Genomic DNA, 21445 nt, shown 5'->3' on the forward strand with positions numbered 1-21445 from the left:
CATGCCGCGTCTTGCTTCTTTTTTACTACTCATCGGCCTGCTCCTGTCCACGCTGGTATCGGCCCAAACCAGGGAGGATGCGGCCCGGGACGATCTTGGTTACGGCTCCCGGGGACGGACGGCGCAGGATACCGAGGCCGGTCAGCTCTGGTACGGGGCGGGGGCTACCATCGGCTTCTCAGCCAACCAGTTTTCCAATCTCTTCCGCATTGGCGTCGCGCCGATGGTCGGGTACAAGTTTAATAATTTCCTCAGCGCGGGACCGCGGGTGAGCGTGATCTACAACCGCTATCACAGCGATGCATTCGGTAGCGTGGACGAGTTTACCGACAACTCGTTCAGCTGGGCGGCGGGCCTGTTTGCGCGCGGCAAGGTATTTCGCAGCTTTTTCGTCCACGCCGAATACAGCCTCCTCAGCGAGAAAGACTTTTACACGGCCCCCAACGGTCAATTGGCGGAAAACCGCACCTTACGGGCCATCCCTTACCTCGGCGGTGGTTTCAACCAGGGAGGTGGCCCCGGCGCTACCGGATTCGAGTTTCTGCTGCTCTTCCGCCTCACCCAGCCGGACCGCCTCAACGACGCCCCCTACGAGATCCGCTCGGGCTTCACTTACAATTTCTAAACTGCCAACTTCGTGGGAGGCATTTCCGCTCCTCCGACTTGCCCCCGCAAACGTTTAGGGCACCTTTCCCGGCTACCGCTGGAGAGTGGAAGCCGGATCATACTCCTAAACACTTTCGCTATTCCGGCCATTGCCCCAGCCCCAAACAGGGGGAGGGGGTCGGATTTCCGAATACCGTAAAATCGAGATGAGCTGAGAAATAAAAAAGCCCCGGTTCGCGATGAACCGGGGCTTTTTTATCGGGAGGGTGGCATTACTTATTGTCGCCCATCAGGTAGCCGAAGCTTCCTTTCCATCCGCCTACGCGGGTAGGGTTCCATTTTCCTTCCTGTACCTGTTGTACGATGTGGTTAACAATCTCGCTGACCGTGATGTCCGAAGGATTGTCGCCACTGGAAAGGCGAGCCTGGTAGATCTTTCCGATCTCGGCCGTGGTGAATCCGCTCAGGGCAGCCTGGGTAGCACCGCCTACGAGGAATTTCAGCGGACTGAACGCCCGGGTAATGCTGCTGGCGATGCCGGTCAGTAGGCGGCCACCCAGAGCACAGACTCCGGTGGTGATCGTGGTCCGGATCATCTGGTCGTCGATATCGTAATCGTACAACTCGGCCAGTTCCCGGATCATTTTGACCTGAATGACGGTGAGGGCGGCTACGTCGAGTCCGAAAGAAGGAATCAGACCGGTAGCGGTTCCGAACAGGGCGTACTTACGAATGATGGAATCCGCTTTGTCGGATTTTCCCGCATCGTTGGTTTTAGCCGGCAGATTTTCGTTGTTCACGTTGCTGCCGAGAGTAGGGTTGTCGGTGGTAGTCTTTGTAGTAGATTCGGGCGTTGCCATGTTGTAGGTATGTTTTCGTTAGTACCCATACAACCGGAATTATCGCCCCATATGTTCGGTCTCGCGCCGTATTGTGTCTACATCCCGTACTGATCCAACAGCAAAGAAGCCAACTCCTCGCTATTGATGGTGATCTTGCCCGTAGCCTCGTCGACGTGCACCTGCCCGTTGCGGAAGTGGTCCTTGGTACAGGTAATGCTGATCCCGCCCACCCCCGCCCGGAGGTAGAATTGGTTACGGAGCGCTTTGCGATCTACCCGGAATCCCTGATCGAGCGGACTGTTCTGGTCGGCCAGCATCTCCTGGAGGGGTTTTTCGTTTCCGTAGAAGTGCTCGTCGAAGTCCTGGACGCGGATCGTCTGCTGCGGTGCCTTCGCGGCGTATTTCACCAGCGCTTTCTCGAAGTCTCCCTCATTCATGGCGAAGCCCGTCTCCCGGTCTTTCGGTACCGGCAATTCTTCCACCATTTCCAGGAAGGACTGGGTAAGCTCCGCGCTGGTCTCCGCCCGGTCGATCCCCACCCAATCGGTAAAGTACTGGCTGATGCTACTCTGGGTGCGGGCGTGGCGGATCATCTGCACGTTCCGACCCGGTCCGGCCAGTAACCGCGCCGCCATGGCCATGTTCTTGATGTCGAGGTAGGTGGTCGTCCGCAGTTTAAGCGTCGGGTCTTCGCCCTCCTCCTCGAAAATCATGCCCTCGGCATTGCGGATCATGTAGATCCCCAGTATCCGTTGCTCCTCCATCGTGTAGTCGGCGAACAGCAGGTAGCCCCCCTTGGCACCGACCACGCCCTCCAGGTTGTCCTTCAGCACCGCCATGGAGTGGCCGCTGAACTCGATAAAGGGTTGCCGCCCCCGCCCCGCTTCGAGCCAGTTCTGGTAGTATGCCGGGAACAGCCCCTCGTCCGGTTCCAGCAAAAATCCCTGGAGCAGGTCCGATTTGCGTTCGAAGGTCTCGTCCAGCCGGCCGATCAGTTCGGTGGCCTGTTCCGTGATCGGCAGCGCTTCGCTACTCAGCAGCAGCGAGGCTTCCGCCATCTCCGGCTGTTTCTTCAGCTCGTGGACGATGGCGTGGTGAATGATAAGTTGGTCCATGCCGCGAAGGTAAGTTGCCCGGAAGAAGAAAGGGGAGGGCGCCGGAGCGCGGGTGCCAAAGCGGAGTCGACCCGATTGTCATTTCTACTCATCCGATGGTTGCCACCGGCCGAAAGCCTAGCCGAATCGGGTAGCTTACCTAGCTGCGGGAAAGGAAAATCATCCCCCGATACCGGAGCCGAAACTAAGCCAGGCTGTGAGTGTTATGCAAGTGTATTTAATGTACCTACAATATAAGTTCCCATGAAAACGATTTATCACGCCGCGGGGTCCCGTGGCCACGCTAACCACGGCTGGCTCAATACCTATCACACCTTTAGTTTTGCCGGTTACCGCGATCCCGAACGTATGCACTTCGGCGTACTACGGGTATTGAATGACGACGAGGTGGCCGGCGGCCGCGGCTTCGGCGGTCATCCCCACGATAATATGGAGATCGTCAGCATCCCGCTCGAGGGTGACCTGGAGCACAAGGATAATATGGGCAATACCACCGTCATCCGCGAGGGAGATATCCAGGTGATGAGTGCCGGAACGGGGGTCGTGCATTCGGAAAAGAACAAGCATGCCGACCGTCCGGTCAAGTTTCTCCAGATCTGGGTATTCCCCGACCGGCGCGACGTAGCGCCCCGCTACGATCAGGTGACGATCGATCCGGCCGGGGAAGCCGACGCCTGGCAGACCGTGCTCACCTCCCGCGACGATGCGGAGCCCGGTACGGTATGGATTCACCAGGATGCCCGCTTCAGCATCGGTAAATTCGCTCCCGGCGCCGAAACTAGCTACGCCCTCCGCGCTGCCGATCGGGGCGTTTACTTCTTCGTGTTGGAAGGGGGCGCGGAAGTCGCTGGAAAGCAGTTGGGCCGTCGCGACGGGCTCGGCGTCACCGACACCGATGCCCTCCCCGTCATTGCCGGTAGTGAAGGAGCCCGTATCCTGGCCATGGAAGTCCCGCTCGGCTAACGGCTCAGTACCGCTTCCGCGCCGGCGAAGGTGATAATTCGAAGGTCGGTCGCACCGGCGGGAAGCCACAGGTCGCGGGTGGTCTGGCTCAGGAAACCGCTGCCGTAATAGACCTCCGTTACCGTTGGATTTCCGTTTAAGCGGTAGTGCACCCGCTGGGCGTTGGGCGGTACGCTTATCCGTTGCAGCCGTGGAGCGTCGATACTAAAGGCCCGCGTGGGCCCCTGGTTTTCAGCGGCAACGATGATCGGCGTACCGGCTACGTTCATCACGGTAAGGCTACGACCGTTGCCCGGTACGATAAATGCGTTGCTTACCCCCGGAACGAACGTGGCGGTGGCGGGCTCGAAGAGCAGGACCAGTCCGTTCAGGGCGTCCAGCATCCCCATGCCGGTTTCCGTACCGTAGTCGTTGCCGATGGCGACCAGGTCCGGATAGCCGTCGGCGTTAACGTCCATTGGTTGCATGCCGAAGATGGGTGCCACCTGGGCGGGGCGGGGTAGGGGATGCAGGGCAAAGTTACCGTCGCCCAGATTTTCGATCCACGCCGATTTGAGGTAATTGGCCTTAAGGGTAGTGACTTCGGCGTCGGGATAGCCGCTCAGGACCTCAGCGATCGTTGCCCGACCGAATTGCTCATGGCGGGGATACCGGCGTTTGACGCTGATGATCTGCTTCTCCGTATCCGTTCGCTGGTGGTGGGGGAATTCTACCAGCTCGCCGTCCTCGGCCAGCGCCAGTTCTCCGATCAGGAGATCGTACCCTCCGTTGCCGTCGAAATCGCCGCCGTAGAGGCCGACGTACCCATTGTCGGTAGCACCGTAGAGGTGGTTATCACCGAAGTTGCCGGCCACGTAGTCGATGTCGCCGTCGCGATCGAAGTCGGCCGCCGCCAGACCGTTCCACCAGCCCCGGTGCTCCGAGAGCGTCGCCGGGGTTTCGTCCGTGAGCGTTCCTTCCCGATTGCGGAACAGGCGGAGCGGCATTCCCTGGCCTGCAATCAGGAGGTCGGTCCACCCGTCTCCGTCGTAGTCCGTCCAGAGGGCATCGCAGACCAGGCCGATTTGCGCGAAGGCGGCGGGCGATTGCTCCGAGAAGCTACCGGTACCGTCGTTGATCAGGAGGTAGCTGTCTACCGGCTCGGGGAAGCGGGCCGGTTTGAGCCGGGAACCGACGAACAGGTCGAGGTCGCCGTCGCGGTCGAAATCGGCGGCGCGCACGCAGGAGCCACTGGCCCGGAGCGGCGGCAGGGCCTCACCGGCCGGGGTGAAGTTCCCGTTCCCGTCGTTCAGCAGCAGTTGGTCGGCGAGTTCCGGTCGGTCGAGGGCGAACTCGCTGCCGCCGGCCACGAGGTACAGGTCGCTATCGCCGTCGTTATCCGCGTCGAAGAACAGCGACCCCAGCTCTTCGGCCGCTTCCATGGTGGCCGGGATCGGCCGGGGTGAAAAGGTGGGCGACCCGTTCGCTGACCGCCCCTGAATAAGCAGGTCTCCCCGGTAGAAATGACTCCCCGAGCGGTAGAGGTCGTCGAGGCCGTCGCCATTCACGTCGGCCACGGCCATTCCCGGCCCGAATTCCGAAAGTTTGTGGGGCAACAGCGGCTGCACGTTAAAGTCGATGAAGAGGCAGTCGCGGTGTACGGTCAGCTTAGCGAGCAGGTCGGGGCGGGCGGTGAGGTAGTCGGTGGCGGCCACGGGGGGCGGGGCGTCCGTTGCCGGGTTGCCCTGACCGCGTTTTAGGGTGGTTCGGTTATTCCATTTGACGGAAGGGTAGTGCTCCCGCGCGCCGTCCGGCCAAATAATTTCTACCATACGGAGGCTGTCTCCCGGTTGAAAGCCGAAGTGCAGTACGTTGCTGACGCTGGAGAGGAAGCCGCGGACGGGGCTGTTGAAGGCGGTCATTCGGCTCAGGTCGGTGTGTACTACGACACGGGCCCCAATGGCCTGGGGGTTGGCACCGGGCTGCCGCAGGTCGAGTTGCAGCCAGTGCACCTGACCGGAGGGGGTGGACGGACCGATCAGGTCGTTCCGGAAGAGGAAACAGCTGTCGTTGATGTTGTTGACCACGTAATCTAGGTCGCCGTCGTTGTCGAGATCGGCGTAAGCGGCCCCGTTGCTGAAGCTGGGGTAGTCGAAGCCCCACTCGGCGATTCGTTTGGTGAAGTGGGGGACGGATTGGCCGTCGTTTTCGTAGGCGTAATTCGGAATCTTTATGGAAGGAATCTGGGCCAGTCGGGTTTCGCGGGAGGCTAGCCGGCTGTTGACGACATTGTAGTCCATGAAGTCCCGGTCGGTAACGTCGCGGGGAAAGCCGTTCGTGATGAGCAGGTCGCGGTCGCCGTCGTTGTCCACGTCGGCGGCCAGGGGGCTCCAGCTCCAGTCGGTAGAAGCTATGCCGGCCATCATCCCGACGTCGCTCATGCTGAAGGTAGTATCGTCGATTCTGCGGTTTAGCTGGAGGGTATTACGGGTGAACTGGGGCAAGTAACCGAAACGCGCGTTGTTCAGATAGGCCGTGTAGTTATTCGGCGGCATCATGGCCTTGCGACGGAGGTTATTCTCCGGGTACATGTCCACGGTGATGACATCTTCCAGACCGTCATTATTCAGGTCGGCCACGTCGTTCCCCATGGCGGAGTAGCTGCTGTGCTTGAGGAAGTCGGCCGCCCGGTCGGTGAAGGTGCCGTCCTGGTTATTGATCCAGAGCAAGTCGTTGCTGATGTAATCGTTGGTGACGTAGAGATCGGGCCAGCCGTCGTAATTCAGGTCGCAAACCGATACCCCGAGGCCGTAGCCTTCGCGCAGGATGCCTGCGTCCCGGGTCACTTCCGTGAAGCGAGGCAGCCCGTCGGGACCGGGGCCGTCGTTGCGGAAAAGCTTGTCGTTCTTCTTGCCGCTACCGTCGGTGATTTTGGGGAGGTAGCGATTGGGGATGGCGCGATCGTCCATCTCGTTGATGAGCAGGTAGAGGTCCAGGTCGCCGTCGTGGTCGTAATCGAGGAAGGCGGACTGGGTGGTGTGGGAGGTGTCGGCGATGCCGCAGGACGCGGCAACTTCGCGGAAGCGGGGAAGGTCGAGGCCGTCCGGACCGGTTTCGTTGCCCAGGTTGAGGTAAAGGAGGTTAGCGCGGCGGGCACCGGGCTCGTAGGTGGTGGCGCTTACGTAGATGTCGGGGCGGCCGTCCGCGTTCACGTCCGCCACGACTACGCCGCTGCACCATCTGCCGGTGGCGGCCACCCCGGCTTCCGCGGTCACTTCGGTGAACTGGAGGTCGCCGCGGTTGAGAAAGAGTTTGTTGTCGGCGGTATTGCCGGTGAAGTAGATGTCGGTGAGCCCGTCGCCGTTAAAATCGCCGGTACCGACGCCGCCGCCGTTGTAGACGTACTCGAAATCGAGAATGTTAAACGTGTCGTTTTCCGTAATCCGATTGGCGAAGGTAAGGCCGCTTATCTGGGTAGGTATACGTTGAAAAAGGATGGTGGCTTCGTTTTCCCGGCAGCCCGTGATCAAAAACAGGAATCCGGCAAGGAAGATAAACGGTTTCATGCGGTGAAAGTGTGGGCCCAAGATAGGCAACACGCCGGCGGAAACGGACAAACGGGAACGTAAGCCACCGGTCAAAAAGAAAAATACGGCCGCTAATTCTCTTCGGAATATTTGGTATGTTAGCGTCCGGAAAGCGCATAATATTAGGCACGGAAGTGACCTTTACCTATGAACTTTCGAACTCACTAACTTAATCTCGATCATGAAACAACTTTTGAGCCTATTGGTGGCGCTGCTGTGTTCAGCCGCCATTTACGGGCAGAATTCAGTAACCGTCAGCGGGACGATAACCGACCCGGATGGCTTGCCCCTGATTGGCGCGACCGTTATTGCCCAGGGTACCTCCGTCGGTACCGTAGCCGACATCGACGGCAACTATGAATTAACCGTTCCGGCCACCGTTACGGACTTGGTGTACTCCTTTACGGGTTACGAAACCCAGACCATTACCCTGAGCGGTCAGACGATCGTCGATGTCGTAATGTCGGAGGGGGTTGCCCTGGACGAAGTCGTGGTAACCGGTTACGCCGTCACCAGTAAGCGGCAGACCACGGGCGCCATTTCCACGGTGAGTGCCGAGGAGCTGACGGCCATTCCGTCGGGCAACGTCGAGCAGCAGCTGCAGGGACGCGCGGCGGGCGTGACCGTCATCACCAACGGGCAGCCGGGAACGCAATCGATCATTCGGGTCCGTGGATTCGGATCTTTCGGTGGTAACAACCCCCTTTACGTCGTGGACGGGGTGCCGCAAACCAACATCGATTTCCTCTCCCCCGACGATATTCAGAACACCTCGATCCTTAAGGACGCGGCTTCCGCTTCCATCTACGGTGCGCGCGCCGCCAACGGCGTGGTGGTTATCCAGACGAAGCGCGGTAGCCAGGAGGCTTCTCCGCTGAAGGTTACCTACAACGGACTTACCGGCTTTACCGATCCCGGTAGTGGCAACCCGATTCTGACGCCCCAGCAGGATGCGACCAAGACTTGGGAAGCGATCCGGAATACGGCCGCGGCTAACGGCGTCGACCCGGTTTTCAACCATCCCCAGTATGGAACCGGTGAAACTCCGGTCATCCCTGACTACATCATGGTAGGGGCAACGAGCGGCTACGTAGGCGAAATCGACGTGGAGGATGAGCGCACCCGGTACAACATCGATCCCGCTTCCGGAGATTATTACCAGGTAGTCCGCGCGAATAAGGAGGGCACCGATTGGTACGACGCCATTACCCGGACGGCCATGGTCAACCGCCATACCCTCGGCTTTTCCGGTTCCACGGATGCTACGCGCTACTACGTTAGCCTTGGCGCTCAGATACAGGAGGGAATCCTGTTGAACAACGATTTCGAGCGCTATACCGCCCGCATGAACACGGAATTCGACCTGGGTAGCAAGGTGCGGTTTGGACAGAACCTCCAGTTCACCCACCGGAAGGTGCTCGGCCTGACGGGTGGCGGTGGCGGTGCCGGCAGCGCCAACGAGGAAAACCAAATCCTCTCCGCCTTCCGCCTTAATCCCCTCATTCCCGTGCGGGATATCTTCGGAGGATACGCCGGAACGGCCGCTCAAGGCTTCGGTAACCCCCGCAACCCCGTCGCCGAGCGGGAGGGCCTGGCCAACAACCAGAGTTTCGAGAACATCGCCTTCGGTAATCTATACCTGGAATTCGAGCCCATCGAATCCCTTGTCCTCCGTTCGAGCTTCGGCGGTAAATACGTCGGCTTCAACGGTCGGTCCTACGGGCGTCGCACTTATGAAAACGCCGAAAACATCGGTAGCTTCAGCTACAGCGAGTTTCAGGGTTACAGTACCGACTGGATTTGGTCGAACACCGCCACCTATACCATGGATTTCGGTGCGCACAACCTCAACGTACTGGGTGGGGTAGAAGCACTGGAAATCGGAAATTTCCGCTCCAGCAACGGATCGGGCATCAATCCCTTCAGCGAAAGCGTAGACTTCGTGTCGCTGAACAACGTCGATAGCCGGGTGGTCACCTCCGGCTTCACTTACGGAAGTCGTTTCTACTCCCTTTTCGGGCAGGTCAACTATAACTTTAACGACAAGTACTACCTGACCGGCGTTTTACGGCGTGACGGTTCCAGCCGTTTCGGTGCGGACAACCGCTACGGTACCTTCCCCGCCATATCCGCCGCCTGGCGGGTTACCGCCGAGCCCTTTATGCAGAACCAGACCTTCTTCGCCGATTTAAAGATTCGCGGTGGATGGGGGCAGATGGGTAACTCCAACAACGTATCGGGCGATAACCGCTTTAACCTTTTCGGTACGGGACTCGGCCCATCGAGCTACGACATCGGCGGCACCAACTCATCCGCCGTTGCGGGCTTCTACCGCAGCCGTATCGGCACGGAAACCGCCCGGTGGGAAACCTCGGTAACCTCGAATATCGGCTTTGACGCTACGCTGTTGGGTGGCAACTTCGACGTCATCGTCGATATCTGGCGCAAGGAAACGAACGACCTGTTGGTACAGCTTGCCGTTCCCAACGTTCTCGGACCCTCCGCGACGCCACCTTCGATCAATGTAGGTAGCATGCTGAACGAAGGCATTGACGCCCAGCTCATCTACCGGACGAAAATCGCCGGAGACTTTGGTATCGAGGCCACCATCAACGGTGCGATACTGAACAATGAGATCACGAAGTTTACGGATGACGTGGACTTCTTCGATAGCAACGTGGCCAGCCCCCGGATCAGCGGCACCATCGTGCGCAACCAGGTGGGCATGCCGCTTTCGTCCTTCTTTGGCTACAACGTGGTCGGGCTATTCCAGAGTGACCTGGAAGTACAGAACGCTCCCGACCAGGAAGGTGCCGCTCCCGGCCGTTTCCGCTTCGAGGACAACAACAGCCGCGATGAAAATGGCGAACTCACGGGTATTCCCGACGGACAGATCACGGAAGCCGACCGCACCTTCCTCGGTAGCGCCGTACCCGATTTCACCGGCGGTGTCAACTTACGCTTCGATTACAAAGGGTTCGATCTGACTACTTTCTTCTACACCTCCCTCGGTGGTGAAGTGTACAACTACGGGAAGTGGTTTACCGACTTCTACGGCACCTTCGTAGGTGCGGCGGTATCTACCCGCGTACTGGATAGCTGGACTCCCCAGAACCCCAGTACCAACGTGCCGATCTACGAAAACATCTCCAACTTCAGTACCTCGACCGAATCCAGCAGCTACTACGTGGAAAGCGCTGATTACCTGCGCCTGCAGAATATCTCGCTGGGGTACTCTTTCCCGGATGATTCGTTCCGCGGCTTCGTAAGCACCCTACGGGTAGCTATTTCCGCCAACAACCTCTTCACCATCAGTGGTTATGACGGCCTGGATCCGGCCGTTGGCGGTGCCGCTGACACCCTTTTCGGGGTAGACCTGGGTAACTACCCCGTAACCCGGGGCTACAACCTGGCGCTAACCGTCGGATTCTAATATGTTTCTTGCCCGCATCGCCCGGACCCTGTCCGGGCGATGCGGACGGGATACGATCACCTTCTAACATTAACTATCATGCAGACTAGAAAACGTCTCACATATATTTTAGTAACCTTCGCGGCGCTGGGTATGGTCTTCCATAGCTGCTCGGATGACTTCCTGGAAGTTGCCCCCACCGGATCGCTCAACGAGTCGGTCCTCAGTAGCCGGGCCGGTATCGACGGTCTACTGGTCGGCGCTTATTCTCAGTTGGGCGGCCGCGGTAATTACTTCGCCGGCGCCTCGAACTGGGCGAACGGCTCCATCCAGGGTGGCGATGCCAACAAGGGGACGGAAACCGGTGACTTTACGGATATCAACGAACTGGTTCGGTATCAGCTTACGCCGACCTCCCGGATTCCTGCCGACCGTTGGAACGGATTATTTGAAGGCGTAGCGCGTTCGAACGCGGCCATTGCAATCGCCAAGAATTCCACCGACGTTAACGTTAGTGAAGAATTCCGTACCGCAGCACTCGCCGAAGGTCGGTTCCTACGGGCATTGTACTATTTCCAACTCAAGATTTCCTACAACAAAGCGCCATTTATCTCCGAGGATCTGATCCCGGAAGAAGCGGTTCTGGTGCCTTCCAGCGAACTTTGGTCGGAAATCGAGGCGGACTTCCAGTTTGCCTACGAAAACTTGCCCACTATTCAGGATCAGGCCGGACGGGCTAACAAAACCGCCGCTGCCGCCCTGCTCGGAAAAACGTATTTGTACCAGGAGAATTGGGCGCGAGCCAAGGAAATGTTCGACTGGGTAGTGGCGAACGGAAGAACGGCAAATAACCAAGCCGTAGCACTGGTAGCAAATTACGGGGATCTCTTCAACGCCGCCTTCGACAACAATAGTGAGTCCATCTTTGCCATTCAGGCGGCCGCTAATACCGGTACGGTGAATAACGCCAACCCGGACTTCGTGCTGAATTTCCCCCACAACACCGGAGCCAGCGGCCCCGGCGGTTGCTGTGGCTTTTTTCAGCCGAGTTTCGATTTGGTGAACTCCTTCCGCACCGAGGGGGGAAAGCCGCTCTTCGACCAGGCGTACCGGTCGGATGCCAACGCGATCGCCAATGATTTCGGCCTGACCGCCGAGGATCCCTTCACGGTTGACCCGAAGCCGGTAGATCCGCGTCTCGACCATTCCGTTGGTCGCCGCGGTGTTCCCTACCTGGATTGGGGCCTCTTTCCCGGCCGGCCCTGGATCCGTGACCAACCCCACGGCGGACCATACGCCCCGAAGAAATTCATTTACTACCAGTCTCAAGAAAACACGTTCTCGGACGGAACGAGCTGGACCCGGGGCTATCCTGCCGTGAATTACGTAATCATCCGGTACGCCGACGTCTTACTGATGCTGGCCGAGGCGGAAATCGAAATGGGTAATCTGAGTCGTGCACTCGAACTGATCAACATGATCCGCCAACGAGCCGCCAACTCCGTACTGCCCGGCTCTCCGGCAAACTACCAAATTTCGCTGTACGATGATCTAGGCAGCCAGGACAATGCCCGCAAGATTCTGCAGTTCGAGCGGAAGCTTGAGCTCTCCGGCGAGGGTCACCGCTTCTTCGATCTTCGTCGTTGGGGCCGCCTGGAAAGCTTCATCCCCGGCTACATCGATTACGAGCGGCAGTATCTGCCGGTTCAGTTCGGCGGAGCCCAATTTACTTCCCCCCAGGACCTGTACTACCCCATTCCCCAGGGGCAGATCGACCTGCAGACGTTGGAGGTACTCGGACAAAATCCCGGATATAACTAGGCGCGCACGCTTGCTCGCTTGACCCAGCGGCCCCGATCGGAATGTCCTTCCGTTCGGGGCCGCTTGCATTTACGCAAGTAGTCCGCCTTTACCCTTCGACACCTCTTCCGGACCGGGTTGCTGCGAATACGTAGTGTATACAACCGAATGAGTACGAGCTTAGCCGTTTGCGGCAGCGGCCCTCGTGCATGCCCCCGAAGATCCCTTCTCGCTTGATATTATATCCATCAGCGAAGGAGGAGCGAAGGAACCGCAGCTCCGCGCTTCCACCATCGTCCGTTTCCGGCTACTATCGGTCAGTAGGGAGAAGTCCGGCTGGATTATCAACGCGGCAAAGACGTTACCGAAGGATTACCAGCTTCTCCAAATCGCCGTTGACGACGTTCGATCCATCGCCCTGCAGCCGGACCTGGTAGAGATATACCCCGCGGGCAAGCTGGTCGCCGTAGTCGTCCAGGCCGTCCCACTCGATGCAGTCGTCCTGGCGGATGGAACCGTCGCTGATCGCGAAATCGGCCTCCAGGGACTTGACCAGTCGGCCACTCACCGTATAGATCTGGATCAGCGCGTTCACTTCCTGGCCGATGAGGGTGTGGTCGAACTGAAAGCAGGTGGAGGTGGTGAACGGATTAGGATAATTCAGGACGTGGGTCAGGGCATCCCCCATATCCGAGGCAACGATGAATTCCGTGGTCTCTACCGTGCTGTTGTTCGCTACGTCCCAGGCGCGTACCGTAACGGTATGCAGGCCGGGTTCGAGGTCGAAGAGGGGGTAGCGGACTTTCCCGCTGCGGTAATTGTCGATGTCGGCTTCGTAATAGTCGTTGAGGACGATCGGGTTACGGGAATCCTCGTCGAGGACGGCTTCCAGGTCGTGACCGATGCTGTTGCCGGTAACGTTGATTCCGAGGTCGTCGGTAAGGTGCAGCAGTAGGACCGGATCCTCGGATACCTCTCCTCCGGCTACGAAATCGGTGTTGTCGAGATACACCTCGATCGCGGGGCCCTCGTCGTTGGCCGCGGTGTCGTCTCCCGTTCCCCCGATGATGAGGCGGTCGTAAAAACCGGCGGCGTCGATCCGCTGACCCTTATCGGCGGCGTAATAGCTGACCTTGGCCGGCCCGAAGGAATAGTCGATATCGTTCGGCACCACGAATTCGAAGGAAAACTTACCGTTGGTAACGGTAGCCCGCCCCCGGAAGACGATGTTTCGTTGCACTTCGATTTCCAACAGGGGGCTGTCGCTGTTCTGCTGCAGGGTGGAGATGGTCTGCGCCTTATCGTAAATGGTGGGAAATACCTCCCCGTTGAAGTTCGAAAGGAGTACGCTGTCAAGGGTGATCACTTCCCCGCTGATGCGAACTTTTTGTAGCGCGCGGACGGTATCGGTGCGGGCCATGTCTGCCGGTAGGGTGTCGATCATGGTGGTCCGAACGCTGTGACGCGGCAGGGCGAGCACGGTGGCCGGGTCGCCGAGCAGGGTATACTTCCGGGCGTTCTCCGTGTCGCTCTTTAGAAAGTTGGCGTCGTCGACCGGGGTTGTTTCGTTTTTGGCGATCCGGATGATATCCCCGAGGCTCGGCCATTCCCCGTTCGTCCGGTCGAGCATGGCCTGCACCGTATTGTTGGTCAGCTGGTAGTTGCGGGTGGCGAATACCGGCCGCGTGGTGGTCATGAGGGCGATTACACCGCCATTCGGGGTTAGCAGGGCTTCCTCTCCCGCACTCACGAAGGAGGCGTCGTCGTAATTGCTAAACGTGCAGGTGGCGGTAATAAAGACCGGGGGCTGGATGGGGTCCGGCGCGTTTTCGGGGCGTGTCCAGTTTCGGATCTGGGGGATCGTCAGTACGCGTTCCTGGGCCCACCCTCTCGGGCCGCCGTGCCCCAGGTAGGTGACGGCCATGGCGCCGCGGAAGATAGCCCGGTCGAGTCCTTCGGTAATGGCGGGATAGCGCTCACCGGCCGAAATACTTTGTTGGGGGTACAGATCGAAGTAAAGCTTGTCGAAATTGAGGTCCGGTTTGCGACTTTCCACGGCGTTAGCTACGCGATTGACGTCAATCGTATGGCGGCCGCGGTCTTCGTCGTCTCCCACGAACACCATGCGCGTACGCCAGTCGCCGAGGGTGGACGGATCGGTATCGTAGCGAATCAGCTTATCCACCAGCGGACCGGCTTCGTCGGCCGATTTAACGGGCAGCCGACCGACGGCGATACTCAGGTCCGGGGCCAGGGGCTCGTTGCCGTAGGCATCGGTCATGATGCCGTAGAAATCGTCCGCGGGGAAACTGCTTACTTCCGTGAAGCTTCCCTCGTGTTGGAAAACGGGGATGAAATTCGTCCCTAACTTGTAGATATTCCGGTGGTCGAAGCTGCCATCGCCGAAAAGGAGGAGGTACTTCAGGGCGGGGTCACGTTCGTAAACCATCCGGACGAAGTTGCGGATGGCCGCCGGGTCGTCGCGGCCGCTGCTGAACTCATGGTAAATCTGCTGGGTGGTGACCAGGCGCACGTTGTAGCCATTGTGGCTGCGGCGGTGTTCCGCCAGGTTTTCGGCCTGACTAAGGAACTCCGGGTGGGTTACGATGATCATATCCGCCCGGTCGATCCCATGGAGGTTCTGATTGGCTACCTTGCCCACGGCGCGGGGTTCCAGTCCGGCGGTAGAACGGAACGCCACGTATTCATACGACGTACCGGCGGGGGCGGTGAACCGGCTACCCGAGAGGTTGGCTTCCAGGGCTTCCGCGCCGTCTACCCGCCAGACCCGGGTATCGGCTGGCGGGTTCAGGAATTGGAAGGTCACAGCCGTGGCGGCGGCCGTACGGGTGTCGCGAAACGGGAACTGCGTAAGCGACCCGAAACTGAGGCGCCGTCGGGCGCGAAGCTGAACGTAATCGAGCCAGGCCTCACTGCGGGCGGCACCGCCGGGCCGGGGATAAACAACGGTCACGTCCAGGCGATCCGTAGTGGCCGTAATCGAGCCCGACAGGCCGGTCGATCGGGCGGCGGGGCTCTGCTCCTGCGCCCCGTAGGTGACGGCGGAGGCGAGGGAGCTCACCACTTCGGTCCCGTTCACTTCCACGATATAGCGGCTGGATGTTTCGGCCCGCACGGCCATATTCGCCCGCACGCCCACCGGTTCGGTGGTCACCAAGTCCGGAAATACGAAGGTGGGATAGGCTTTTTCGCGGTTGGCTTCGAAGTGTTCGCCCCACCAGCTTTGTCCGGAGCCGTGGCTGTTCCCGTCCAGTTCGTGCAGGATATTGTAGGCATCCTCTTCGTAATGGCGGACATCGTCGAAGGCATCGGTGACCGTTCCGCCGGAGCTTGCCGGCAGGGGGCTTACGCGGCGCCCGCGGCCGGGCACGTTGAGCTGCAGGTAGTAATAGTTTTCGGTGGCGTAGATATTCTTTTCCAGCCCGAAGCGATCGGCAACCGCATCGTAGGTTTGCCGGTCGGGTCCTTCGGCGTAGAAGAGGATAAAATCACCGCCGTCGAAGCGACCGTCGGACTCTCCTTCGATGTAGATCGCCAGTTCGGGCAGGTCGTCGGGGGGGGTGAGGTTCGTAACTTCGGGGAGCATGCCCCCCCGCTGGCCGTATAGTTTGATGTCGCGGGGGTCGATGCCCTCCAGCCCCGTCACCTTTAGCGCATCCGTGAGGAAGGAGCGGGATAAGCGGTGGATGCCGCTCGTGGTAACCGCGATTCGGTAAATATCCCCCTGGCGCAGTACGGATTCGGTAGCGAAGGAATTCAGCGATTTCGGGTTCGGCTTGCCAGCTTCCGGGACCAGGCGGAGATCGACCGAAGTGAGGCGCTGCAGCCCGGTAGGGGAGTTGATGACCGATGGTCCGCTGATCTTTCCCAGCCACCCTTCGGGCTGGAGCGACGCGGCGTAACTAAACGAGAAGGCGGTTTCCTCGGGCGGCTCGAATCCGGACGGGGGAAGAAAGGCTTCACTCTCCAGACCGGCAATTTCGACGCGGTAAGCACGTCCGTCGCCGGGTTTCAGGGTATGGAGAAAGGGAGGAAGTTTGCCGGTATGCAATGCTCCCGCGTCCCCGCCCAAGGTGTACGAAAGCACCACGCGGCGGTTACCCTCCCATTCCACGACCGTCGGCTCTTCCCAATTAAGCACCTGAGAAACAGCGAGCTGCGCACCGAGCCCCGTGGAGATGAGTAGGCAGAAAAGGGGCAGAAGAAACTTGGGCATATACGGTCGATGAGGTGCGAAAATAAGATACGCCGTCAGGCGGGAAACGTTGTCCCGGGCCGGCAGATTGCCGGCGGGGGCAGGCCAGCTGTCGTAGGGGCGACGGCTGGGCAGCGCAATTTGGAAACCGCTTACCCAGGGAGTAGCTTTAGGCATGCGCAATCTTTATTTTTTACTGTTTGCCCTATTGTGCGGTCTGGAGGCGGTCCAGGCCCAGGACGCGGTTTTTTCGCAGTTCTATGCTTCCCCGCTTCAGCTAAATCCGGCCTTTACCGGGGTTAGCGCCGCGCCGCGGATCACGTTGAACTATCGCAGCCAACACACGAGCTACCCCAGTGCCTACCGCACCTTCGCCGCAAGCTACGAACAACCCGTGGCGAACTCTCCCTCCAATTTCGGTATCCGGCTGCTGACCGACAGCCAACTCGAGGGACTGTACAAAACCAGTCAGCTAGCCTTCGTCTATGCTTACGACGTACGCATCAACCAGGACTTTCACGCCAGAATCGGACTGAGCGGCGGTATTCTCGACAGCCGGATCGACTATAACGGCTTGGTCTTTGGCGACATCATCGATCCGACCGACGGTCCCGGCGGGGTTTCCGAAGAGCAATTGGAGGCTGCCTCCAGAACCTCCGTCGATCTCGGTACCGGAATTCTGATTTACGGGAAGAACGTGTACGGCGGACTGAGCATCGAGCACCTTAACCGACCGGACGAGGGGCTCCTTGCCCTGGACGATAACCTCTATGCCGGGAGGCCCCAGCGGTTTAGCCTCCATACGGGGGCTCAGTTCGACCTCAAGCGCTACAGTAATCCGCGCCGGCCCGCCTACGTTACCCCCAACGTACTCTTCACCAGTCAGGCCAATTTCCAACAACTGAACATGGGAGCCTACTTCGGCTACGGAGCCTTTTCATTGGGGGGGTGGTACCGTCACGCTTTCGGAAACGCGGACGGATTCATCGCCGCCGTCACCTTCCGGGAGGATATACTACGGATCGGTCTGAGCTACGATAGCGTCATTTCGGCGCTGCGGAGCGTACCCGGTGGCCTGGGAGCGACCTTTGAAGTCAGCTTTACGATCGATTTCGGCGACAGCCAGGAGCTGCAGCGGCGGCGGCACGCGGACCGGTACAACGACTGCCTGGGCATGTTTCGTTAGCGCGGGAAAGCCAAGTTTTGGAAAGTTCCTCGGTTATCCCCTAACTTTAGTGCCGTCGTAGCACAAAAAAAGCGCCAACCGAAGAGCGGTTGGCGCTGTCGTTATAATTTCGCTAAAACCGGTAAGCTGACACGAGGCTAGTTATGTCAACCACTCCTTTGATGAAAACCCCACATTCAAGGGTTGCGAATTATAACTAAAGAGACACTATGAACAAACACAATTTCATAAAACTCAAGATTAGATCTTAGGAAAAGTAGTTTTAGGTGTTTTTCCGTTGTTGATGATACAAATATAGAGCGCGGAGGTACCGAAAAGTAAGCGTTTTCAGCTATTTTGCAGCACGTTATCGAGCGCTACCTTCTCGCTTATTTTTTATAACTGGCTGATAATTAGTTTTTTGTATCGCTCGTAATCGCTCACTTCGGCCTCATTCCGTAACATCATAATGGAGGATATCCAGGAACTTTTAGAGATCGCCTCTGGAAAAAAAGTAGCCAAGCTGCTCAAAATCAGCCAGGCGAAGGGAAAGCAATCCATGATTGCCGAGCTACACGCCCTGATCAAGAAGGGAAATCTGGAAGAAGACGATATCGTGGAGCGGCTTTACGGCGTCGGAGCTACCAGCAGCCATGCGGCTTATCGCGCGCTGAAGGGCCGCTTGCGGGATTTGATCACTACCGCCATAATGGACGATGACGTCTATTCGGCAAACTACCGTACCTACGACGAGGCCCAGGTCAACGGCTACCAGCAGCTTAATCTCATCAGCCTGTTGCTCACCCGCCGGGCGTGGCAAAGCGTCAAGTACCTGGCGCATCTCACCCTGCGAAGGGTACAGGACTACGAGATCCTTCCCATCAACAGCCGGCTGACTTCCATCCTGGCAAGTCTGTATTTGGGGGTTGGATTTGACGACAAGCGCTTTTCGAAGTATCAGGAACTGGCGGACTATTACGCTCGCGCGGAGTGGGTGCTGAATAAAGTGACCAGTCGGTACCGGGAGATGCGGAGAATGATTTACACGCATAAACTGCTACCCAACGAGATTGGATCCACCGTGTCCGAGTTCGTAGCCGAATGCGAACCCGAGGTGAAAAAGTATCCCAAGGTGTCCGCCATGCAGGCGATGTTTTATATGATGAAGGTGCACAGCCTAACCCTGTTGGGGAACTACCTCGAAGCGATCCATACGGCGAACGAGGCGGAGATCGTGCTGCGCAACTGCAAGGGGGCCGGGAATCAGTCGTTGTCCCTCATGGCGCTAACGCGCGTGGAATGCTCGGTCAAGCTAAAGGACTTTAAGGAGGGATATTTGCAGGTGAAGCGGGCGAAGGCCATGATCGCGGAGAACTCGATCAACGACCTGAAGCTTTCGGAATACGCCATAACGCTGGGGCTGCAAACCGGGCATTACGATTACGCTTACGAGCAACTGGCTCAGGTGGATCGCGCCGCCCTAAAGCGGTTGCTGAAGCAGCAGCACGTGGAGTACTGGTTTATCCTGGAGGCGTATATTAATATCCTGATTTTGTCCGGAATGATCGATCCCGCCAAAATGCAGGGAACGCTACCGGACTTCAAGCTATCCAAATTTGTCAATAACGTACCGTCCTATTCGAAAGACAAGCAGGGAATGAATATTCAGATCCTGATCCTGCAGGTCATTTACTTCATTATTCAGCAGCAATACGGAAAGGTGATGGATCGGACCGATGCCCTTAGCCGCTACGGTAGCCGCTACTTGATGAATAACGAAAACTTACGGAACAACTGCTTCTTTAAGCTGCTGCTTACCGCCAACAAATGTGAATTTCACCGGGCGGCAACGATGCGGAAGTCAAGTAAAACGTATCAGAAAATGGTCAGCCCGGAAGCGAAGAAACTCGGTAGGGCCAACAGTACCGAAATGATCCGGTACGAAACACTATGGGAGATCGTGTTGCAGAACCTGGATGATAAAGCTCCCGACCGTAGGCGCATGCGGATGCCAGCCAAATAACTGGAAGGAAGCTAAGACAGGTAAGTAACAGGGGGGCTACAGGATGATATCTTCTACCATGGCTGGATTGGGTTGTATCCCCGTAGGGAAAGGTGTACGATGAAGGATATAGATAGATTCTGCCTAAGCGCGGGTAACGATATCTTCGACAACGATGTTCGCACTGGCTAGTTCGGTGCCCCGGGTTACAATGTCTTCGACAACGATGTTGTTACTGGCCAGTTCGGTGCCCCGGGTTACGATGTCTTCGACAACGATGTTGTTACTGGCCAGTTCGGTGCCCCGGGTTACGATGTCTTCGACCACGATGTTGTTACTGGCCAGTTCGGTGCCCCGGGTTACGATGTCTTCGACCACGATGTTGTTGCTGGCTAACTCGGCGCTGCGGGTTACGATGTCTTCGACCACGATGTTGTTGCTGGCTAACTCGGCGCTGCGGGTTACGATGTCCTCGACCACGATGTTGTTGCTGGCGTAGGTTACGATATCTTCTACGACGATGTTGGCGTAGGTTACGATGTCCTCGACCACGATGCTGGGGGTGAGATCGCCCAGGCTTTCAAAGGCGGTGCGGGCGGCTTCGAGGGTTTCGGGAGTAAAGAGGTTTACAAAGAATTCCATGAGATAGGTCTTAAGCGAGAGAAAAATGCGAGGCGTGAGTGGGAAGTTGGGGGAAGATCAGGCGCGGGTCACGATGTCCTCGACGACGATGTTATTGCTGGCTAACTCGGCGCTGCGGGTTACGATGTCCTCGACGACGATATTGTTGCTGGCTAACTCGGCGCTGCGGGTCACGATATCCTCGACCACGATATTGTTGCTGGCTAACTCGGCGCTGCGGGTCACGATGTCCTCGACGACGATGTTGTTGCTGGCGTAGGTTACGATATCCTCGACGACGATGTTGGCGTAGGTCACGATGTCTTCGACGACGATGCTGGGGGTGAGGTCGCCCAGGCTTTCAATGGCGGTGCGGGCGGCTTCGAGGGTTTCGGGAGTAAAGAGGTTTGCAAAGAATTCCATGAGATAGGTCTTAAGAGGGAGAAAAATGCGAGGCGTGAGTGGGAAGTTGGGAGAAGATTAGGCGCGGGTCACGATGTCTTCGACCACGATGTTGTTGCTGGCGAGCTCGGTGCCACGGGTCACGATGTCCTCGACCACGATGTTGTTGCTGGCGAGTTCGGCGCCACGGGTCACGATATCTTCGACCACGATGTTGTTGCTGGCGAGTTCGGCGCCGCGGGTTACGATGTCTTCGACCACGATGTTGTTGCTGGCGAGCTCGGTGCCACGGGTCACGATGTCCTCGACCACGATGTTGTTGCTGGCGAATTCGGCACCGCGGGTCACGATGTCCTCGACCACGATGTTGTTGCTGGCGTAGGTTACGATGTCTTCTACGACGATGTTACCGGCAAGCGTATTGAAAAAATCTACGGCAGCTTGTGCGGTTTCGATAATTTCGGGAGAGAGAAGTTCGTTGATGAATACCATGATGAAAGTTTGTTTGAGAAAGAGACTTGAGAAAATCACCCCGCTTCGGGTGATGGTGAAAGAAAATTCGAAAACCGGCGCGATTAGAGGATAATATCTTCTACCATGATTCTTGTGGGTTGTGGCCTGGGTCGGCCGGATGAGGAGAATCGGTTTAGTGTTTTCATGAGATATTGTATCCTGCGTTTCCGCTGATTGTGATCCAAAGATGCGGGGTGGGGTGAGCCGGAATTGCAGCACTTT

At 58.1% G+C, this 21445-nt stretch carries 13 protein-coding genes; 6 read left to right on the forward strand and 7 right to left on the reverse strand.

All coding sequences use genetic code 11. From position 1 onward, the window contains the following. The first annotated feature begins 1 nt into the window (after window position 1). On the forward strand, window positions 2-625 hold the full coding sequence (locus tag CLV84_RS04800; RefSeq protein ID WP_104418591.1) for a hypothetical protein: 624 nt from the start codon (window positions 2-4) through the stop codon (window positions 623-625). A gap of 253 nt (window positions 626-878) precedes the next feature. Here the strand turns inward: CLV84_RS04800 and CLV84_RS04805 are convergent, their stop codons facing one another. Both CLV84_RS04805 and CLV84_RS04810 read right to left on the reverse strand, forming a co-directional pair. Continuing rightward, entirely contained in the window at window positions 879-1466 is a 588-nt protein-coding gene (locus CLV84_RS04805) for a DUF697 domain-containing protein (protein WP_104418592.1), read from the reverse strand. A gap of 77 nt (window positions 1467-1543) precedes the next feature. Next, window positions 1544-2563 carry a nucleoid-associated protein gene (locus CLV84_RS04810; RefSeq protein WP_104418593.1) on the reverse strand — a complete coding sequence of 340 codons (1020 nt, stop codon included), beginning with the start codon at window positions 2561-2563 and terminating at the stop codon, window positions 1544-1546. Between the two features lie 243 nt (window positions 2564-2806). Between CLV84_RS04810 and CLV84_RS04815 the strand changes: the two genes are divergently transcribed. Further along, complete coding sequence (locus CLV84_RS04815) at window positions 2807-3526, forward strand: pirin family protein (RefSeq protein ID WP_104418594.1); 720 nt, start codon at window positions 2807-2809, stop codon at window positions 3524-3526. Here the strand turns inward: CLV84_RS04815 and CLV84_RS04820 are convergent. Beyond that, on the reverse strand, window positions 3523-7071 hold the full coding sequence (locus CLV84_RS04820) for a VCBS repeat-containing protein (protein ID WP_104418595.1): 3549 nt from the start codon (window positions 7069-7071) through the stop codon (window positions 3523-3525). The two genes, CLV84_RS04815 and CLV84_RS04820, sit on opposite strands and share 4 nt — an antisense overlap. A 202-nt stretch (window positions 7072-7273) precedes the next feature. Here CLV84_RS04820 and CLV84_RS04825 point away from each other — a divergent pair, with 202 nt between their 5' ends. Together CLV84_RS04825 and CLV84_RS04830 are read left to right on the forward strand one after the other, a co-directional pair. Further along, the gene (locus CLV84_RS04825) at window positions 7274-10525 is read left to right on the forward strand and encodes a SusC/RagA family TonB-linked outer membrane protein (protein ID WP_104418596.1); all 3252 of its coding nucleotides are present in this window, start codon (window positions 7274-7276) and stop codon (window positions 10523-10525) included. Window positions 10526-10603: 78 nt separating this feature from the next. Next, complete coding sequence (locus CLV84_RS04830) at window positions 10604-12325, forward strand: RagB/SusD family nutrient uptake outer membrane protein (RefSeq protein ID WP_104418597.1); 1722 nt, start codon at window positions 10604-10606, stop codon at window positions 12323-12325. Between the two features lie 340 nt (window positions 12326-12665). Here the strand turns inward: CLV84_RS04830 and porU are convergent, their stop codons facing one another. Then, window positions 12666-16697: a type IX secretion system sortase PorU gene (porU, locus tag CLV84_RS04835; RefSeq protein ID WP_104418598.1), complete on the reverse strand. Its 4032-nt coding sequence runs from the start codon at window positions 16695-16697 to the stop codon at window positions 12666-12668. Between porU and CLV84_RS04840 the strand changes: the two genes are divergently transcribed. Continuing rightward, window positions 16696-17706 (forward strand): PorP/SprF family type IX secretion system membrane protein, encoded by a 1011-nt coding sequence (locus CLV84_RS04840; RefSeq protein WP_104418599.1) that lies wholly within the window; start codon window positions 16696-16698, stop codon window positions 17704-17706. The two genes, porU and CLV84_RS04840, sit on opposite strands and share 2 nt — an antisense overlap. 448 nt (window positions 17707-18154) lie before the next feature. Further along, window positions 18155-19708, forward strand: coding sequence for a hypothetical protein (locus CLV84_RS04845; RefSeq protein ID WP_104418600.1), 1554 nt, complete (start codon window positions 18155-18157; stop codon window positions 19706-19708). A gap of 123 nt (window positions 19709-19831) precedes the next feature. Here the strand turns inward: CLV84_RS04845 and CLV84_RS04850 are convergent, their stop codons facing one another. Genes CLV84_RS04850 through CLV84_RS04860 form a run of 3 tightly spaced genes read right to left on the reverse strand, consistent with a single transcriptional unit; the run spans window position 19832 to window position 21202 of the window. Further along, entirely contained in the window at window positions 19832-20329 is a 498-nt protein-coding gene (locus CLV84_RS04850; protein ID WP_104418601.1) for a hypothetical protein, read from the reverse strand. A 57-nt stretch (window positions 20330-20386) separates the two neighbouring features. Further along, window positions 20387-20731, reverse strand: a complete 345-nt coding sequence (locus tag CLV84_RS04855; RefSeq protein WP_104418602.1) for a hypothetical protein — start codon at window positions 20729-20731, stop codon at window positions 20387-20389. 57 nt (window positions 20732-20788) lie between these two features. Further along, window positions 20789-21202, reverse strand: coding sequence for a hypothetical protein (locus CLV84_RS04860; RefSeq protein WP_104418603.1), 414 nt, complete (start codon window positions 21200-21202; stop codon window positions 20789-20791). Between the last annotated feature and the right edge of the window lie 243 nt (window positions 21203-21445).

Source organism: Neolewinella xylanilytica (assembly GCF_002934605.1).
In the GTDB taxonomy this organism is placed as follows: Bacteria; Bacteroidota; Bacteroidia; order Chitinophagales; family Saprospiraceae; genus Neolewinella; species Neolewinella xylanilytica.

Excerpts from the sequence above, each read along its gene's own strand:
- CLV84_RS04800 (WP_104418591.1), top strand. The coding sequence starts at position 2 with ATGCCGCGTCTTGCTTCTTTTTTACTACTCATCGGCCTGCTCCTGTCC.
- CLV84_RS04805 (WP_104418592.1), bottom strand. The coding sequence starts at position 1,466 with ATGGCAACGCCCGAATCTACTACAAAGACTACCACCGACAACCCTACT.
- CLV84_RS04810 (WP_104418593.1), bottom strand. The coding sequence starts at position 2,563 with ATGGACCAACTTATCATTCACCACGCCATCGTCCACGAGCTGAAGAAA.
- CLV84_RS04815 (WP_104418594.1), top strand. The coding sequence starts at position 2,807 with ATGAAAACGATTTATCACGCCGCGGGGTCCCGTGGCCACGCTAACCAC.
- CLV84_RS04820 (WP_104418595.1), bottom strand. The coding sequence starts at position 7,071 with ATGAAACCGTTTATCTTCCTTGCCGGATTCCTGTTTTTGATCACGGGC.
- CLV84_RS04825 (WP_104418596.1), top strand. The coding sequence starts at position 7,274 with ATGAAACAACTTTTGAGCCTATTGGTGGCGCTGCTGTGTTCAGCCGCC.
- CLV84_RS04830 (WP_104418597.1), top strand. The coding sequence starts at position 10,604 with ATGCAGACTAGAAAACGTCTCACATATATTTTAGTAACCTTCGCGGCG.
- CLV84_RS04840 (WP_104418599.1), top strand. The coding sequence starts at position 16,696 with ATGCGCAATCTTTATTTTTTACTGTTTGCCCTATTGTGCGGTCTGGAG.
- porU (WP_104418598.1), bottom strand. The coding sequence starts at position 16,697 with ATGCCTAAAGCTACTCCCTGGGTAAGCGGTTTCCAAATTGCGCTGCCC.
- CLV84_RS04845 (WP_104418600.1), top strand. The coding sequence starts at position 18,155 with ATGGAGGATATCCAGGAACTTTTAGAGATCGCCTCTGGAAAAAAAGTA.
- CLV84_RS04850 (WP_104418601.1), bottom strand. The coding sequence starts at position 20,329 with ATGGAATTCTTTGTAAACCTCTTTACTCCCGAAACCCTCGAAGCCGCC.
- CLV84_RS04855 (WP_104418602.1), bottom strand. The coding sequence starts at position 20,731 with ATGGAATTCTTTGCAAACCTCTTTACTCCCGAAACCCTCGAAGCCGCC.
- CLV84_RS04860 (WP_104418603.1), bottom strand. The coding sequence starts at position 21,202 with ATGGTATTCATCAACGAACTTCTCTCTCCCGAAATTATCGAAACCGCA.